Here is a 15,475-nt window from a genome sequence, read left to right on the forward strand (position 1 = left end):
GGTCAAATCCTCAACGTGTAACGAACTAGCAACGCGACCCAAATCGTTCACAGCGTTCTGCCAGGATGAGCGAATGACAACACCGACTGAAACTCCCGCCGGATGGTACGACGACGGCTCCGGCCGTCAGCGCTGGTGGGACGGTCAGCAATGGGGGAACTTCGCCGGTGAGGCTGAGAATCGAACTCCCGTCGCCACCCTCGACCCCGCCTCCACTGAGCCTCGGACGAAAAAGAAGCTCAACGTGCTCGCCCTCGTGTCCGCAATCGTCGCGGCCATCGGCTTCATCTTTGCCTGCATCCCCGGTGCGCTGATCGTCGGCTGGATTCTGTTGCCTATCGCTTTCGTGCTGAGCATCGTCTCTTTGTTCCTCAAGGGAGACAAGAAGTGGCTCGGCATCGTCGGACTCATCGTTTCGATAATCGGAACGATCGTGGGTGTCGTCGTGTTCCTCGGCGTCATCGCGAACGCGGCGAATGACGCATTCGGCGGTGGTGACACCACCGTCAGCCAGCCCGTCGAGTCAGAACAAACCGAGGAAGAGGCTGCCGAGCAACCCGCCGAAGAGGCACCTGCCCAGGCCGCTCAGGGGTCCCGCGATAACCCGGCCCCAGTGGGTACTGAGATCAGTAACAGCGAGTGGAGTGTTGTTGTCACCTCGGTGAACCCTGATGGAAACGCAGTGGTGTCCGAGGCGAACCAGTTCAACGAGCCGGCTCCGGCAGGCTCGCACTACGTGATCGTGGACTACACCGTTACGTACAAGGGATCTGACTCCAGCTACGCGGCCGAGGTGATGCTCGACCTCGTCACCTCAACCGGGAACGTCGTCAACAGTTACGACGCCTTGGTCGTGCTCGGTAACGGCATGGGCCTCGATGAGTTGTACACCGGTGCGTCGGCCTCCGGTTCGCAGGCGTTCCTCGTGGCAGACGGGGAGACGTTCCTCGTGCGGGTGCAGCCCGGCATCCTTGCCGATGAGGCATTCATCCAGCCGTAGGTCGTCTCTAGGTGAAAGGCTCCGGCCCTGTGCTCAACCGGGCCGGGGCCTTTTGCGTCACTCCTAACAGTGAGAACGAGAAAGGCTCTGTAAAGACTGGTGTTCGGCGGTCGACAGGTACGGCGCGGCTTTGCTCCAACTACGGGATGTCGTGAGTGATTCCGCGGACAGCTATCGTGATCCGATGCCTCCCATCCGCGCCGTTCTCTTCGACCTCGACGGCGTCGTCCGTCACTTCGACCGCGAGAACGTCGCGAGCATCGAGCGGACGCACGAACTCGAACCAGGTTCGATCGAGGCCATCGCCTTCGCTCCACACCATCTCGAAGAGGTGACGACGGGCAGGATCTCGCGCCGCAAATGGGTCGAGCGGATCGGTATGGATCTCGGCAACGCGCGGGCCGCCGAGGAGTGGAGCAGCCAGCCGTTCCAGGCTGACGAAGAGGTTCTCGACCTCGCCGACGAACTGCGAGCGAACGGCATCCGCACCGCCATCCTCACGAACGGCACGGACACGATCCAGGACGAAGCCGCCGCGATGAACCTCGATGCCCACTTCGAAACCGTCTTCAACTCTGCAGAGATCGGCTGGACGAAACCCGATGCTCGGGCGTTCCAGCACGTCCTCGATGCGATGCGGCTCGCCCCGCACGAGGTGTTCTTCACCGATGACTCGGCAAGTAAGCTCGCCGGGGCTGAGCGGCTCGGGATGCCGACTCACCTCTTCGAGGGTGTGTTTGGCCTTCGCTCGGTGTTGCAGGCGGCGAACGTTCTTGTTGACGAGGAGGTCTCCGGGTGAAGGCTCGAAGGAATCGTCCGGTGTCGAGGGCGCTCCTGCTCGGCCTGGCGGCGTCGATCGCCATGCTGTCCGCGACCACATTGACCGCCTGTGCGCCCGACCCCGACCGGTGTCTGCCTGCACCTTTGGATGTCTCGTCCGCAGATGTCGCTCCAGGCGAGTCTCTGACGGTCCGGAGCGCGGCGGCCGAGTGCGATCTCGGTTACGAGAATGGAGATTCGTACTCGATCGCCGTGGTCTCGTCATCGGGCGAGCAGTCTGACGACGTCGACGTTCCGGTCGAGCGAGACGGGAGCTTCTCGACCGAGATCACCGTGCCCGAGTCTTTTCCTGACGGAGCAGCCTCCGTCGTGGTCGGCGGGAGCCCATACGACGCGTGCGACGAGGACTCCGGCTCGTGTGCCGCGTACGTCGTCGACATCACCGTCAGCCGCTGAGGCGTTTCGTCTCGCTTCGCTCGCTCAACGGGCGGGGTTAGCGCTCCTCGCTCAACGGACGGGGAGTGAATCGATCAACGGGCGAGGGGAGTGGATCGCCCAACGGGCGATCCGTCGCCGGCCACGGCATGCTGGAGACATGGAGAGCTTTGTGCAACTCGGGGACGGCCTCGCGATCGTCGAGGAGGTGGGCCGCTTCCGGCGTGGAGAACGGCGCGGAGAAGACGGACGGATCCGTATCGACGTCGAGTGGCGCGAGATCAGTCCGTGGGCAGTGGAGAACGGCCTGCTGACCATCTTTCCGCTCGCGCGCTCCGACGGCTCCGCCGACGCGCAGGAGAAGATGACCGCGCTCCACCGATCACTCGAGATGGACTTCGTGCACTACTTCGGCGGCGGAGGATTCCACGCCGAATCACCTCTCGACCCCGACGACGGGTATGGCGCGAGGCTGAGCCGCGACCCGCTGATCTCCCTTCCGCGCGCTGTGTGGCGGGTCAGCGACTACGCCTTCACACTCGTGCGTGCCGCCGATCCGCAGGCCGCGGGCGCGACGACGCTCTCCCTGCATATGTTCCCCGCCGACTGGCGATGGCCCGACCAGACCAGCGCGAACACGAAGCGCGCCGCGTCACGACGGCGCCGTATGGCGAAGCAGGTCCAGGAGGTCGAGATCGACTGGACGTGGCCGGCGGGCGCGGACGGGAGCGGTGCATGATCGAACTCCGAGTCGACCGCGACAGCGTCGCCATGGGCGACGACGTCGTCTCGCACGCAGGGACGTTGTCCGTTCCCCATGGCACGATGCTCAGCGCGGCCATCGAGAAGAGCTCGCCCGAGATCAGAGCGGAAGGCTGGTCGTGGGTGGTCGTGGTCGATGGTGAGGTGGCCGCCGTGTGGTCTGTCGATCACGGCGTGCGGATGCTCGTGACTGACCGCGCGCTCGACCACGGGCCCGCCGACATCTACTTCCGGTACTTCGTGCAGATCGATCCCACATGGCTGTTCGACCGGCTCGCCCAGGGCGCCCCCGCGCACCGCTACGACCTCGAAGCGGAGTACGCACCGATCGCGCGAGAGAAGTACGCCACCGAACTCCGGCGCCGCGAGCGGGAAGTCGCGGCGAAGCTGCTGAGCGCCGAGAGCATCGCGGCCATCGAGAGCTACGGCGCCCGGGTCACCCTGCACGCCGACATCGCCTGCACCTTCACGCACCGCGGCGACACCTGGACGGTGCGCCGCGCAGACACCATGCTCCAGGTCTTCGTCGGCCCGGGCGGTCCGCGCGCGTCGATCCGTCCGCACGCGCTCGGCGAAGCATGGCTCGTCGGGATGCTGGGGACTGCCGCTCGCGTCGCTGCCGGCCGCATCGAGCTGCCGGATGCGGAAGTGCTTCCGGGGTTGGACCTCACGCAGCGCGGCGGGAGATGGACGTCTCAGGGGGCGACCGTCGTGCAGGTCACCTCCGACCTGGCGGCGCGCGTCGCCGAGCTCGTGTACGGACGGTCGATGGTCGAGGTGCGGGCGGTGTTTGAGGGGTGAGAGCGTTGGCGCGGGGTTAGGTGGGCGGTGCTCTGCTGGGGACGGGGCGCGTTTCGTCTCGCTTCGCTCGCTCAACGGGCGGGGGTGGGTGCGGCGCTCAACGGGCGGGGGTGGGGGCGCGTTTCGTCTCGCTTCGCTCGCTCAACGGGCGGGGGTCCGCCAGGAGATGCCGCGGTGGGCGATGCGGCGGACGGCCTCGTCGGCGGCGACCGGCTCGCCGACATCCGCACCGACCTCGAGGCCGACGACAGAGTGGACGATCGTGCCGTTGTAGACGTGCACGAGGTTGTAGCCCTGCGCAGCATCCTGGCCGCGCGTGGCACCGACCGGCTGAGCAAGATCCTGCCCGTACGCACTCGATGACGCGGCGGCCACGGGAATCCCCGCGAACGTGCCGAATGACGGGTGATGCACGTGCCCCGACAGGATTCCGCGCACATCCGAGCCCTCCAGCACCGCCGCCAGCGCGGCCTGCTCGCGCAGCTCCACCGTCACCGCAAGGTCGAGCACCGTCGGCAGCGGCGGGTGATGGATCATCAACAGCGAACCTTCCGGCGCCGGCTCAGAAAGCTCGGCACTCAACCACGAGAGCTGCTGCTCATCGACCCGGCCCCAGTGCTCCCCGGGAACCGTCGAATCCAGCACGATCACGCGCAGCCCACCGAACCAGCGCACCTCGACCACAGGGTCCGAACCGGCACCCGCGGCATCCGGAGCCGAACCATCACCTGAGGCATCAGTATCCGAAGAGCGACCTACGGTACCGGAAACCGGCGTTTCATCCGCGAGACCCAATTCCGCCCGCATCGCCGGGCGCTCGTCGTGGTTACCCATGGCCCACACGACCTCGCACCCCAGAGCAGCAACAGCAGGCTCGACCAACTCCCTCAACCGCCGATACGACGAGGCATCCCCTCGATCGGCCAGATCTCCGGTGAACAGCAGAGCATCGGGGCGAAGCCCAGAAGACACCAAACGCGACAGCACAGAAGCGAGGTTCGCGTCGGCATCCGCCCCGCTGCCGTACAGCGGCGAGCGTTCACCGGGAAGGTGCGTATCGGAGATGTGCACGAAGGTGTGCGATGGGCGAGAGTGTTCGGTGAGGATCATTTCTCTTCCAGTGAGACGGCGTACAGGTATAGAAAGTCAGACGGCCGCGGCCGTCGTGCCGGGAACCAGCGTTCCGACGAACGCCTGCCTGACGGTGGAATCGGAATCGGAATCAGCGTCGAGACTCAGCAGCCGCTGCATCGTCTCCACGGCGGCCGCGGCAACGGCCTCGACAGGGATCCGCAGCGTCGTCAGCCCCAGCAGGTCGGCGCCGGGAAGGATGCCGTCGCACCCCGTGACGCTCACATCGCCGGGCACCGACAGCCCCGCAGCACGCGACGCGCGCATCACCGCGAGCTGTCGATAGTCCGACGCGCACATCACGGCCGTGGCGCCATCGCGCACGGCGGCCAGCGCCTCCTCGACCCCCTCGGTCGGCGCAGCGCCCGCAGACAGCAGCGTCACCGACGCCCCGCCGGCGACCAGGGTCTCGCGCATCGCCGACGCCCGCAGATGCTCGGCAAACGACACATCAGAAGCGCCAGAGAGCACGACCACGTTCCGGTGCCCGAGCGACAAGACATGCGAGGCCAAGAGACGCCCATGCTCCGGATCGTCATAGTGCGCGGTGTGGATCCCCGACGCCGTCTCGACGCGACCCGCGCGCACGATCGGCACCTGGTCGGCGAACGGCTCGAGCTGCGCGGCCGTGATGCCACCGGTCGCGACGATGAGCCCCGCCACGCGCATGCCGAGCAGCCGGTGCAGCGCGTTGACCTGTTCGGCGCCCTGCTCGTCGGCGCCGATCGTCACGGTCACGAGATCGAGTCCGCGCCGATGCGCCTCATCCTGCAGCCGCGAGAACAGCAGTCCATACGCGGGGTTGCTCGCATCGCGCAGCATCAGACCGACGGTGCCGGTGCGGCCGGCGGCGAGCTCGGCGGCCATCGTGTTGCGCACGTATCCGAGGCGCTCGGCCTCGGCGAGGATGCGTTCCTGGGTCTCGGGAGCGAACCTGCCCTCACCCTTCAGTGCCCTGGTCGCGGTGGCCCGGGAGACCCCGGCGGCCGCGGCCACATCGCTCACGGTCACCCGCAGCCCGGGCGCACCGGCATCCGAAGACGAAGACAGAGACGACGAACTCACGCGCGCGCCTTCTTCGTCGCGCGAACCTTGCGGGGCGCTCCGGCGCGCGAACCTCGTCCATACACGAGATACATGGTGACACCCATGATGATCATCAGCAGCACTGTGTACACGAACGTGATCGGCATCGCGTCGAGGTTGTTCTCTCCCCGCGTGCTCTCTTGAATAGCCACACCGAGCGGCTTGAACAGCGGGTGGTAGAGGAAGATCGCCGCGTCGTAGTCGTCGAGCAGGCTGTTGAAGTTCAGCGCCGTGATCGCCGCCGCGGTCGGCAGCACCAGCGGGATCAGCACTCGGCGGAACGTCGTCAGCGACTTCGCCCCGAGGATGCGCGAGGCATCTTCGAGCGAATCCGGTACCGACGCGAACCCGGCCTTGAGCAGGCGCAGGGTGAACGGGATCTTCACGCAGATGTACGCGACGAGCAGCAGGATCGGCGTGCCGGTGAGCACGATGCCGCCCACGATCGCCCGCGGCTCGTCGAAGGCGGTCACGAGGGCGAGCGCGATCAGCACGATCGGCAGGATCCACGGGATGTGCAGCACGTACTCGATGGCGGTGGTCAGCAGGTTGCGGTGCTTCTGCAGCATCCGCGCGACGAACAGCAGACCGCCGACCACGATGAGCGAGGCGAGCGCGCTGTAGACCACGCTGACGATGAACGGACGGATCGCCTCGGCGCTCGAGAACACGGTGATGTAGTTGTCGAGCGTGAAGCTGTCGAGCGTGATGGACCCGGCGAGGATGCTGCGCGCATCGACGAACGAGAAGATCACGATCAGCACCACGGGGATCAGGTAGATCACCCACAGCAGGTACGCGACGACGTGCACGACGACGTTCGCGAACGGGTTGCGGATCCGCTGCTTCTGGATCGGCGTCGCCACCTTCGCGACCGAGAAGTACACGCCGGACTTCTCGAAGCGGTTCATGATCGCCAGCAGGATGATGGTCGCGATGCCGAGCACGATCGCCAGGAGAGCTGCGATGTCGCGCGTGATGGGGCTGCGCGAGAGGTCGATGATCAGCGGCGCGACGGTCTGGAAGTCGGGCCCGCCGAGCACGAGCGGCGCGGTCAGCGCCCCGAGCCCGATGAGGAACGTGAGCACCGTGACCGCGAACAGCATCGGCTTCATCACCGGCAGCACGATGCGGCGCAGGATCGTCCAGGTCGAGGCGCCCATGAGCTTGGCGGCCTCGATCGACGCGTAGTCGACCTTGCCGAGGGAGGACGAGAGGAACAGCATGTGGTTCGTCGTGGTCGCGAACGTCATCACGAAGACCACGGCGAAGTACCCCGAGAACCAGTCGCGGTCCAGGTCGGGCCACACGTTGACCATCATGTTCGTGAAGAACCCGAAGCGGCCGTAGATGAAGTTGTAGCCGGCGGCCAGCACGATGCCGCCGTAGATGAGCGTCGTCGCGTAGCCGAGCCAGAGGATCTTCGCGCCGCGCACCTGGAAGTACTTCGTCACCAGCACGATGAACACACCGACCACGTTGACCGTGATCGACAGGGTGATCGCGAGCAGGAAGCTGTTGCCGAGCGTCTTCAGCGCTCGCTCGCTGCCGAACAGCTTCTCGACGGCGCGGATGCTGAACTGCCCGTCGGGGAAGAACGTGACCCCGAGCAGGGCGGCGTTCGGCAGTACCAGGAATGCCGCGGCGAACCAGATCACGATGATGCCGGTGATCCACGCGAGCGGGGAACGGAGCATCGCTTTCACGCTGCCCGGTCGTCCGCGCTTGCGGGGCCGCGGTCCCGCCGTCTGACCCTCGACGACCGCGTGGGTCGTCAGGGAGCCGGCATCTCCGGTCACGGCTGCGGAGGGCGGGACCGCGGGGTCTGTGTGGTTGTGAGAGCTCGAGGGGTTCTGGGGCTTCTGCGCATCCGACATGTCACGCCGCCGGGTACTGCAGGATCCAGCGCGGGTCGATGTCGACGCGCACGGCGTCGCCCGGGTTCCACTGGCGGGCGCTCGCCGCGGCGGGCACGCTGACGCGCAGCGGAGCATCTTCGGCGGTGACCGTGTAGACGCTGTGGCTGCCGTGGTACGTGCGGTCGACGATGGTCCCATCGAGCGACGCGGATGCCGCGGACGCATCGGTCGCCTCGGCGAGGTGCAGCTTCTCGGGCCGCACGTAGCTCTCGGCCGTGGCGTCGAGTCCGCCGCCGAGGCTCGTGATCTGCGCCGGGCTGAGGCGGTTGTTCTCGCCGATGAAGCGGCAGACGAACGGCGTCGCGCTGCGGTCGTAGATCTCCTCGGGCGTGCCCACCTGCTGCAGAGTTCCGGCATCCAGGACGGCGATGCGGTCGCTGAGGGTGAGCGCCTCCTCCTGGTCGTGCGTGACGTAGACGGTCGTCACGCCGACCTCGTGCTGCAGGTCCTTCAGCTGCTCGCGCAGCTGCACGCGCAGCTTGGCGTCGAGGTTCGACAGCGGCTCGTCGAGCAGCAGGATGCTGGGGGTCAGCGCCAGCGCGCGGGCGATCGCCACGCGCTGCTGCTGTCCGCCCGAGAGCTCTGACACGTTCTTCTCGAGCTGCGAGAGCGCGAGGCCGGTGCGGTCGGCGATCTCGTCGACGCGGCGGCGCTGCTCGGCCTTCGTCGTCTTCTGGATCGAGAGACCGAACGCGATGTTCTCGCGCACGTTCATGCTGGGGAACAGCGCGTAGTTCTGGAACACCATGCCCACGCCGCGCTTCTCGCTGGGCACGCGCGTGACGTCGCGCCCGCCGATCAGGATGCGTCCGGCGGTCGGCTCGACGAACCCGGCGAGGGACCGAAGGGCCGTGGTCTTGCCGCATCCGGAGGGACCCAGGAGGGTGAAGAACTCACCCTCCCGGATCTCCAGATCGAGGTGCGAGACCGCACGGTGATCGCCGAATGAGACCTCGACATCTTCGAAACGGATCATGTGTCTTTTCCGGTCGTGTTCGTGATTCTCGGGTGGCTGTCGCTCAGCCGATGTACTCGAGCGTGACCTTCTCGACCCACGCGCCGAGGTTCTCGCTCACGAAGCCGAAGTCGATGTCCTGACGGTCGAGGGTGCCCATGAGCTCGACGACCTCGGGGTTGGCCTTGTCGACCGCACCCTCGTTGACGGGCATCGAGTTGAACTCGGTCGCGAACTCGCCCTGCACCTCGGCGCTGCCGAACCAGTCGATGAACTCCTGGGCCTTGGCTTCGTTGCCCGTGCCGTTGATCTGCGCGATCTGCTCGGTGACGTACGGCACGCCGTAGTCGGGAACGATCATGCCGGTCTTCGTGCCGTACTCCTCGTCGCGGGCCGCGATGCCGCTCGACGGGATCACGCCGTAGTCGATCTCGTCACGCGTGATGCGGGCGTAGAGGTCGGTGCCCTCGACCGCGGGCGAGCCGTTCTCGTAGTACGACTTCACGAGATCCCAGCCCTCGTCGCTGACGCCGAGGTCGCCGTCTTCGTCGAGGTGACGCGAGAGGATGCTGGCGAGCACGAGCTGCGGGGTCGCCTGGCCGAGTGCCGGGTTGACCTCGTAGCGGCCCGCGTACTTCTCGTCGGTCCAGAGGTCCTCTTCGTCGGAGGGGGCGTCGGTGATCTTGTTCTCGTCGTAGACGGTGACGATGGCCTGCTCGACGAGGGGCCAGAAGACACCGTCGGCCGGGTCGCCCGCGTCGGCGGGGACCTCACCGCTCCACTTCGGCTCGTAGGCGGTGATCGCCTCTTCGGACTTGAGCTGCTCGAAGAACATGTTGTTCAGGCCGAACACGACGTCGCCGACGGGGTTGTTCTTCTCGGCGATGATGCGGTTGGTGAGGTCGGCGCCGCCGAGGCCCACGATCTCGATGTCGATGCCGGCATCCGCGGCCTTCTCGGTGATCCACTCGCCGCGGCCGTCGCTGTTGGAGTTCGTGTAGACGATGAGCGTCGCATCCGATCCGCCCTCGCCCGAGCCGCCCTCGGCGTCGGTGCTGCCGCCCGCGCATCCGGTCAGGGTCACGGCCGCCACCGCAGCGATTCCCAGCAGAGACCAGCGCTTCTTTCGGATGTCGACCATGGTCGCCCTTTCTCGTCATCGAGGTATGCCTGGAATGACTGTACCCCGACTTTGTGGTTCACATACAACGATCTATCGGATTCTTGGCCGCGTTCGCGCGACCGCACTCAAGATAGGTCGTCAAAGTGAACGGACGGATGCGCCGCGGTGAACCTTGCGTTCGAGGAGCGGACGGCAGAGCGGGAGCGGTCGGCTAGGACTCGACCCGAGGTGCCTGCGTGGGGATCTCCAGGATGTGGCCCGAGAGGCTCTTGCCGTGAGGGTCGACCGAGCGCGACCGTGTCACTCCGCCGTCGAGGCGCTCGCGGATCACGACCGTGAAGGCCCCGAGCGTGGGGCTGGGCCGAACCGTCACGTTGGCGACCGGAACCCCCAGGTGGGCGGCGACCGCATCCGAGGCGAGCGCATCGCCCACCCGATCGAAATCGGCGATGTCGTAGGGGGCGACCACGATGATCGAGGTGTCGCCCTTGTCGCCGGCTCGCGCATGGGCGATGTCGTACAGGTGGCTCACGAGATCATCTCCATCGTCGGGTGCACGAGGTCGCGGTCGATCAGGGTCGAGACGATGCCCGTCGTCTGCTTCACGCTGGTCTCCACCCCGCCTCCGCCGGCGGGCCCGTTCGTGTAGAGGGCTTCGACCTCGCGGTGCAGGATCGTGACGGCCGCCGCGTCGAACGTGCGCAGCGAGATCCGGGCTCGCACTTCGCTCGGCTCGACCGACGGCTGATACCAGGGGCGCAGCGAGTTGTGGCCCTGCAGGTCGAACCGCAGCTCCTCGGGATCGCGGTGATGCACCTCGGCCCAGCGCTCGCGAACGATGTTCAGGGCGAGCTGCCCCCGCGCCAGGGCGCCGATGCCGGCGTAGGCGATGCCGGCGATGGCGAGATATCCGTCGCGCACGCCCACGCTCACCTTGAGCCGGTCGGGTCGGTGCGCGGCGCGTCCCTCGCTCACGCGCACGCGGTCGGCGCCGGTCTCGTCGATCCGCACCGAGCGCAGATCGAGCGTGACGTCGGGGGTCTGGTAGAGCGCCGGGTCGTCGATCTCGTAGAGCAGCTGCTCGAGGATCGTGGCGCGCGAGAGGAGCCCGCCGGTCCCCTCCACCTTGCCGAACTCGGCGTCGCCCGACGACGAGATGTCCGCGAACGGAAAGCCCAGGGTCGCGAGACCCGGCACGACCTTACGGTCGCCGTCGGCGTAGTACCCGCCGCTCAGCTGGCCCGCGCATTCGAGCAGGTGCCCGACCAGGGTGGGGGCTGCCATCCTCTGCGGATCGTCGGCGCTCCACCCGAAGTGCACGGCCGCGGGCGCGGCGAAGAGGGCGGCATCGCCCATACGGCCGGTGACGACGACGTCGGCCCCGGCCTCCAGAGCCGTCATGGCCGCTTCGGCGCCGATGTAGGCGTTGGCCGACACGACCCGGTCGCCCAGCTCGGCGATGGTCTGGCCGGTGCCGATGATCGGGCTGTCGGGGGGAAGCACCGCCATCACGTCGTCGCCCAGCACGGCGGCCACGCGCCGGCTCCGGGCAGTCGGATGCTGTTCCAGTAGGGGGAGCAGCGCGTGCGCGAGGCCGCGCGGGTCGGCGGCTCCGGCGTTGGTCAGCACCGCCGTGCGAGGCGACAGCACGGGGAGGATGCTCTCGAAGCGCTCGAGGAACAGCCGGTCGTACCCGGTGCCGTCGGCGACCGACATGCGCTGGTGGGCCAGGCCGATCGTCCGCTCCGCGAGGCACTCGAAGACGAGGGCGTCGAGGTCTCCGTGCGCGGCGAGAATGCGCGCGGGCTCGAAGCGGTCGCCCGCGAAACCCGTGCCGGCGCCGATGCGATAGGAGGATGTCATGGTCGCGGCACCCCGTTCCAGGTCTTCAGCAGCGCGTGGGGTGGGAGCACCCCGCGCGGGCGGGGCTCACCCGCGTACAGCGGATCGTCGACAGAGCCCCCGCTCACTCGGCCGGTGCGGATGAGCTCGATCACCGCGTCATGCACGACCTCGTCGCGCGCCGCCGTGCCCCCGCCGAAGATGCCCGTCGTGTCGCTGCCGTGCACCGCGGGCACCCCCGGTTCGCGGGAGATCTCGAGAAGCGCGGCACCGCCCCCCGACGCGCGCTGAGCCTCGACGAGGCGCGCGGCCGGCAGGCGATAGATGTAGTCGGCGAGCACACGACGCCATGCCGCGTTCGTGTCGGCGGACGACTCCGCGTACTCGTCGACCAGGCCGTCGGGAACGTGCCCGACGAGCCCCGCGACCGCGGCAGCCAGGTCGTCGGGGGCGCCGACGGCCGCGTCGGGAAAGCCGTCCATCTCATCGACGGCAGCGGCGGCGAGCACGAAAATGCCGCGCAGTGCGCCGGCGTCCACGGCCTCCATGGGGTGACGCGGGACGAGAGGGTCGGTCGAGGTGTCGTCGATGGCGACGCCGAAGCCTTCGGGGCGGATGCCGTTGCGGGCGGCGAGGAGGGTCGGCGCGACGTTCCGCTGCGCGGCGAGGATGCGCTGCGGGTCGGTCGTCACCAGCGCCTCGGGCTCCTCCGCGAGGCCCAGATCGGCGAGGATCGCGTCGGCGAAGGCCTCGGCATCCGCGCGACCGACGATGCGCGAGGCGCCACCGGAGAAGCATCCGATCGCCCGGATGCGCGGGGCCGCCGGCGATGTCGCCAGAGCGGTGGTGAGGAACCCGCCCGCGCTGGAGCCGAGCACGCTCAGCTGCTCGGGATCTCCCCCGAAGGCGGCGATGTGCGAACGGACCCACTCGACCCCCACCCGGACGTCGTCGAGGCCCAGGTTGTGAGCGCTCGCCAGTGAGCCGCCGTGCGGCGACAGCTGGGCGAACCCGAACGCGCCCACCCGGTAGTTGAGGGCGACCACGACGCATCCCGCATCTTCGGCGAGGACGGCGGGGTCGTACCACGGGGCCGAAGCCGCGCCCATCTCGAAGCCGCCGCCGAACACCCACACGGCCACGGGCAGCCCGGCCGCGTCGGCGGGAGCCCAGACGTTGAGGAACAGGCAGTCCGCCGAGGTGGGGGCGCCCAGGTCGACGCCGGGGATGGCGGGCTGCAGCGGCGCGGCGCCGAAGGATCCGCCGTCGAGGGGCATCTCGCCCAGGGCCACGGGGAGAGCGGGGGCGAACGGGTGCGCGAGATCCGCGAAGCGGATGCCTCGCCAGACGCGCACGGCGGTCATGATCGCCCCTCGATGGTCGGGATCGCCTCGATGAGGGACCGCGTGTACTGCTGCTGCGGGTTCGCGTAGATGTCGCGCTTGGCGCCTTCCTCGATCAGCTCTCCGAGATACATCACGCCGATCTGGTCGGAGATGAACTCCACGACGGAGAGGTCGTGCGAGATGAAGAGGTACGACAGCCCGAACTCCTCCTGCAGATCCTTCAGCAGGTTGAGGACCTGCGCCTGCACCGAGACGTCGAGCGCCGAGACCGGCTCGTCCGCGACGATCAGCCGAGGCTGCAGTGCGAGCGCCCTGGCGATCATGATGCGCTGGCGCTGCCCGCCCGAGAAGTCCACCGGCTTCCGTGCGAGCGACGAGACCGGGAGTCCCACCCGCTCGACCAGATCGCGCGCCCGACTCCGCCGGTCGGATGCGGTGCCGCGGCGATGCACCACGAGCGGCTCGGTGATGAGCTCCTCCACCGTCATCCGCGGGTTGAGCGCCCCGAACGGATCCTGGAAGACGATCTGCACGTCCTGGCGGTACTGCTGGCGCTGTGCACGATCCAGCCGCGTGACGTCGTCGCCCGCGAATCGGACGACTCCGGAGGTCGGTTCCGTCAGCCGGGCGATCATGCGAGCCACCGTCGACTTGCCACTGCCCGATTCTCCGACCAGGCCGTAGGTCTGTCCTTCCTCGATGCGGAAGGAGACGCCCTTGACCGCGTCGACGCGGTGCTTCCGGCTGATCTGGAAGCTCTTGGCGAGGTTCTCGACCTCGAGCAGCGCGGTCATGCGGCATCCTTCGCGGTGGTCGATCGCACCCAGTGGTCGGGCGCGATCTGCGACATCTCGGTGAGCGGACGGTCGGCGAGCGGTATCTGACGCGTGTCGCTCAACCAGGGCGCGACCGATGCGACCGTGGGCAGGCGCCGGCGGGTGTCGCCGAGCGTCGGGATCGAGAGCACGAGCGCCTTCGTGTAGTCGTGAGCCGGTTCGTGGAGCAGCGTGCGGGTGTCGCCGCGCTCGACGACCTGTCCGCCGTACATCACGACCGCCTGCTCGCAGGTCTCGGCGACCACGCCGAGGTCATGGGTGATGAGCATCAGCGACAGGCCGAGTCGCTCGCGGAGGGAGGCGAGCAGATCGATGACCTGACGCTGCAGGGTCACATCCAGTGCGGTGGTGGGTTCGTCGGCGATGATGAGCTCGGGCTCGCATGAGATCGCCATCGCGATCATCACTCGCTGCCGCATGCCGCCGGACAGCTGACCGATGCGATCGCCCACGACGTCGCGCGTGTTCGACAGGCCCACGGTCGCCAGCAGCTCACGTACCCGGTCGGCGCGCTGCCGCGTGGTCATGTCGTAGTGGGCGCGCAGGCCCTCGTCGATCTGCTGCCCGACCGTGAGGATCGGGTGGAGCGACGACATGGGCTCCTGGAACACGAAGCCGATGCGCCGTCCGGCGATCTCCCGGCGACGCGCGGCCGGCATGCCGACGAGCTCTTCGCCGTCGAACAGGATCGACCCGGTGGGGGTGAGCTTCTCTCCGAGGAGCCCGGCGACCGCGAGGGCGGTGAGCGACTTGCCGCTGCCGGATTCGCCCACCACGGCGACGGCACCGGCGCGGGGGATCTCGAGGCTGACCTCGCGCACCGCGTCGTAGGGGCCCGAGGCGGTGGAGGCGGTGACGGACAGCTCGCGGATGTCGAGGAGCGGGGCGGTCATGAGCTCTTCCTTCCCAGTTGCACGCGCGGATCGACCACTGCGTAGTAGAGATCGACGACGAGGTTGACGAGGATGACGAAGACGCCGGTGAAGAGCACCACGCCCTGCACGAGCTGGTAATCGCGGCGGGACACGGCGTCGAGCAGCAGTCGGCCCATGCCGGGGATGCCGAAGATAGTCTCGACCACGGCGCTGCCGGAGAGCAGGCTCGCCACCAGCAGGCCGGAGACGGTGATGATCGGCAGCGCCGCCACCCGGATGATCTGGACCGAGGCGATGCGTGAGGGCTTCACTCCGAGCGAGCGCGCGGTGGTGACGAACGGCTCCCGGATGACGTCGAGGATCGATCCGCGGGTGATGCGGGCCACGATGGCCGACTCCGCGATGCCCAGGGCGAGCGCCGGGAGGGCGATCGAGCGCAGGTGCGGGAAGTAGCCCTGGGAGAGGGGGACGAACCCGCCGACGTTGAACCAGTGCAGCCCCGAGGCGAACACCACGATGAGGATCAGGGCGGTGACGAACTGCGGGATCGAGATGCCCACGATGCTCAGCGCCGTGGCGATGCG

At 68.0% G+C, this 15,475-nt stretch carries 16 protein-coding genes; 5 read left to right on the forward strand and 11 right to left on the reverse strand.

Translation table 11 applies throughout. The annotated features are described in order from the left end of the window. Positions 1-73: 73 nt before the first annotated feature. The 5 genes from ABTZ43_RS05190 (at position 74) to ABTZ43_RS05210 (ending at position 3,778) form a co-directional block, all read left to right on the forward strand. The gene (locus ABTZ43_RS05190; RefSeq protein ID WP_350538059.1) at positions 74-1,000 is read left to right on the forward strand and encodes a DUF2510 domain-containing protein; all 927 of its coding nucleotides are present in this window, start codon (positions 74-76) and stop codon (positions 998-1,000) included. Positions 1,001-1,184: 184 nt separating this feature from the next. Further along, complete coding sequence (locus ABTZ43_RS05195; RefSeq protein WP_350538060.1) at positions 1,185-1,799, forward strand: HAD family hydrolase; 615 nt, start codon at positions 1,185-1,187, stop codon at positions 1,797-1,799. A gap of 20 nt (positions 1,800-1,819) precedes the next feature. Continuing rightward, positions 1,820-2,236, forward strand: a complete 417-nt coding sequence (locus tag ABTZ43_RS05200; protein ID WP_350538061.1) for a hypothetical protein — start codon at positions 1,820-1,822, stop codon at positions 2,234-2,236. Between the two features lie 139 nt (positions 2,237-2,375). Next, the gene (locus ABTZ43_RS05205; RefSeq protein WP_350538062.1) at positions 2,376-2,954 is read left to right on the forward strand and encodes a hypothetical protein; all 579 of its coding nucleotides are present in this window, start codon (positions 2,376-2,378) and stop codon (positions 2,952-2,954) included. Next, on the forward strand, positions 2,951-3,778 hold the full coding sequence (locus ABTZ43_RS05210; protein ID WP_350538063.1) for a hypothetical protein: 828 nt from the start codon (positions 2,951-2,953) through the stop codon (positions 3,776-3,778). The genes ABTZ43_RS05205 and ABTZ43_RS05210 overlap by 4 nt, the downstream gene beginning before the upstream one ends. A gap of 141 nt (positions 3,779-3,919) precedes the next feature. Here the strand turns inward: ABTZ43_RS05210 and ABTZ43_RS05215 are convergent, their stop codons facing one another. From ABTZ43_RS05215 to ABTZ43_RS05265, 11 genes are all read right to left on the reverse strand, one after another. Next, entirely contained in the window at positions 3,920-4,888 is a 969-nt protein-coding gene (locus ABTZ43_RS05215) for a metallophosphoesterase (RefSeq protein WP_350538064.1), read from the reverse strand. Between the two features lie 36 nt (positions 4,889-4,924). Then, positions 4,925-5,974, reverse strand: a complete 1,050-nt coding sequence (locus ABTZ43_RS05220; RefSeq protein ID WP_350538065.1) for a LacI family DNA-binding transcriptional regulator — start codon at positions 5,972-5,974, stop codon at positions 4,925-4,927. Then, positions 5,971-7,692, reverse strand: a complete 1,722-nt coding sequence (locus tag ABTZ43_RS05225) for an ABC transporter permease (RefSeq protein ID WP_149421783.1) — start codon at positions 7,690-7,692, stop codon at positions 5,971-5,973. Before ABTZ43_RS05225 ends, ABTZ43_RS05220 begins: the two co-directional genes overlap by 4 nt. 181 nt (positions 7,693-7,873) lie before the next feature. Next, on the reverse strand, positions 7,874-8,890 hold the full coding sequence (locus tag ABTZ43_RS05230) for an ABC transporter ATP-binding protein (protein WP_350538066.1): 1,017 nt from the start codon (positions 8,888-8,890) through the stop codon (positions 7,874-7,876). A gap of 43 nt (positions 8,891-8,933) precedes the next feature. Continuing rightward, entirely contained in the window at positions 8,934-10,010 is a 1,077-nt protein-coding gene (locus ABTZ43_RS05235; protein WP_149421781.1) for an extracellular solute-binding protein, read from the reverse strand. Positions 10,011-10,203: 193 nt separating this feature from the next. Continuing rightward, positions 10,204-10,524: an AtuA-related protein gene (locus ABTZ43_RS05240; RefSeq protein WP_350538067.1), complete on the reverse strand. Its 321-nt coding sequence runs from the start codon at positions 10,522-10,524 to the stop codon at positions 10,204-10,206. After that, positions 10,521-11,855, reverse strand: a complete 1,335-nt coding sequence (locus tag ABTZ43_RS05245) for an acyclic terpene utilization AtuA family protein (RefSeq protein ID WP_350538068.1) — start codon at positions 11,853-11,855, stop codon at positions 10,521-10,523. Before ABTZ43_RS05245 ends, ABTZ43_RS05240 begins: the two co-directional genes overlap by 4 nt. Beyond that, positions 11,852-13,198, reverse strand: coding sequence for a carboxylesterase family protein (locus ABTZ43_RS05250; RefSeq protein ID WP_350538069.1), 1,347 nt, complete (start codon positions 13,196-13,198; stop codon positions 11,852-11,854). Before ABTZ43_RS05250 ends, ABTZ43_RS05245 begins: the two co-directional genes overlap by 4 nt. Continuing rightward, positions 13,195-13,974, reverse strand: coding sequence for an ATP-binding cassette domain-containing protein (locus ABTZ43_RS05255; RefSeq protein ID WP_350538070.1), 780 nt, complete (start codon positions 13,972-13,974; stop codon positions 13,195-13,197). Before ABTZ43_RS05255 ends, ABTZ43_RS05250 begins: the two co-directional genes overlap by 4 nt. Continuing rightward, on the reverse strand, positions 13,971-14,909 hold the full coding sequence (locus tag ABTZ43_RS05260; RefSeq protein WP_350538071.1) for an ABC transporter ATP-binding protein: 939 nt from the start codon (positions 14,907-14,909) through the stop codon (positions 13,971-13,973). The genes ABTZ43_RS05255 and ABTZ43_RS05260 overlap by 4 nt, the downstream gene beginning before the upstream one ends. Continuing rightward, positions 14,906-15,475 (reverse strand): ABC transporter permease (locus ABTZ43_RS05265; protein ID WP_350538072.1); only part of this gene is annotated, 570 nt, incomplete at its 5' end. The genes ABTZ43_RS05265 and ABTZ43_RS05260, both read right to left, overlap by 4 nt.

The organism is Microbacterium sp. NPDC097977 (genome assembly GCF_040302605.1).
Taxonomy (GTDB): domain Bacteria; phylum Actinomycetota; class Actinomycetes; order Actinomycetales; family Microbacteriaceae; genus Microbacterium.

What these genes read in the sequence shown, in the direction of transcription:
- ABTZ43_RS05190 (WP_350538059.1), top strand. Translation starts at nt 74, where the DNA reads ATGACAACACCGACTGAAACTCCCGCCGGATGGTACGACGACGGCTCC.
- ABTZ43_RS05195 (WP_350538060.1), top strand. Translation starts at nt 1,185, where the DNA reads ATGCCTCCCATCCGCGCCGTTCTCTTCGACCTCGACGGCGTCGTCCGT.
- ABTZ43_RS05205 (WP_350538062.1), top strand. Translation starts at nt 2,376, where the DNA reads ATGGAGAGCTTTGTGCAACTCGGGGACGGCCTCGCGATCGTCGAGGAG.
- ABTZ43_RS05210 (WP_350538063.1), top strand. Translation starts at nt 2,951, where the DNA reads ATGATCGAACTCCGAGTCGACCGCGACAGCGTCGCCATGGGCGACGAC.
- ABTZ43_RS05215 (WP_350538064.1), bottom strand. Translation starts at nt 4,888, where the DNA reads ATGATCCTCACCGAACACTCTCGCCCATCGCACACCTTCGTGCACATC.
- ABTZ43_RS05225 (WP_149421783.1), bottom strand. Translation starts at nt 7,692, where the DNA reads ATGCTCCGTTCCCCGCTCGCGTGGATCACCGGCATCATCGTGATCTGG.
- ABTZ43_RS05230 (WP_350538066.1), bottom strand. Translation starts at nt 8,890, where the DNA reads ATGATCCGTTTCGAAGATGTCGAGGTCTCATTCGGCGATCACCGTGCG.
- ABTZ43_RS05235 (WP_149421781.1), bottom strand. Translation starts at nt 10,010, where the DNA reads ATGGTCGACATCCGAAAGAAGCGCTGGTCTCTGCTGGGAATCGCTGCG.
- ABTZ43_RS05245 (WP_350538068.1), bottom strand. Translation starts at nt 11,855, where the DNA reads ATGACATCCTCCTATCGCATCGGCGCCGGCACGGGTTTCGCGGGCGAC.
- ABTZ43_RS05250 (WP_350538069.1), bottom strand. Translation starts at nt 13,198, where the DNA reads ATGACCGCCGTGCGCGTCTGGCGAGGCATCCGCTTCGCGGATCTCGCG.
- ABTZ43_RS05255 (WP_350538070.1), bottom strand. Translation starts at nt 13,974, where the DNA reads ATGACCGCGCTGCTCGAGGTCGAGAACCTCGCCAAGAGCTTCCAGATC.
- ABTZ43_RS05260 (WP_350538071.1), bottom strand. Translation starts at nt 14,909, where the DNA reads ATGACCGCCCCGCTCCTCGACATCCGCGAGCTGTCCGTCACCGCCTCC.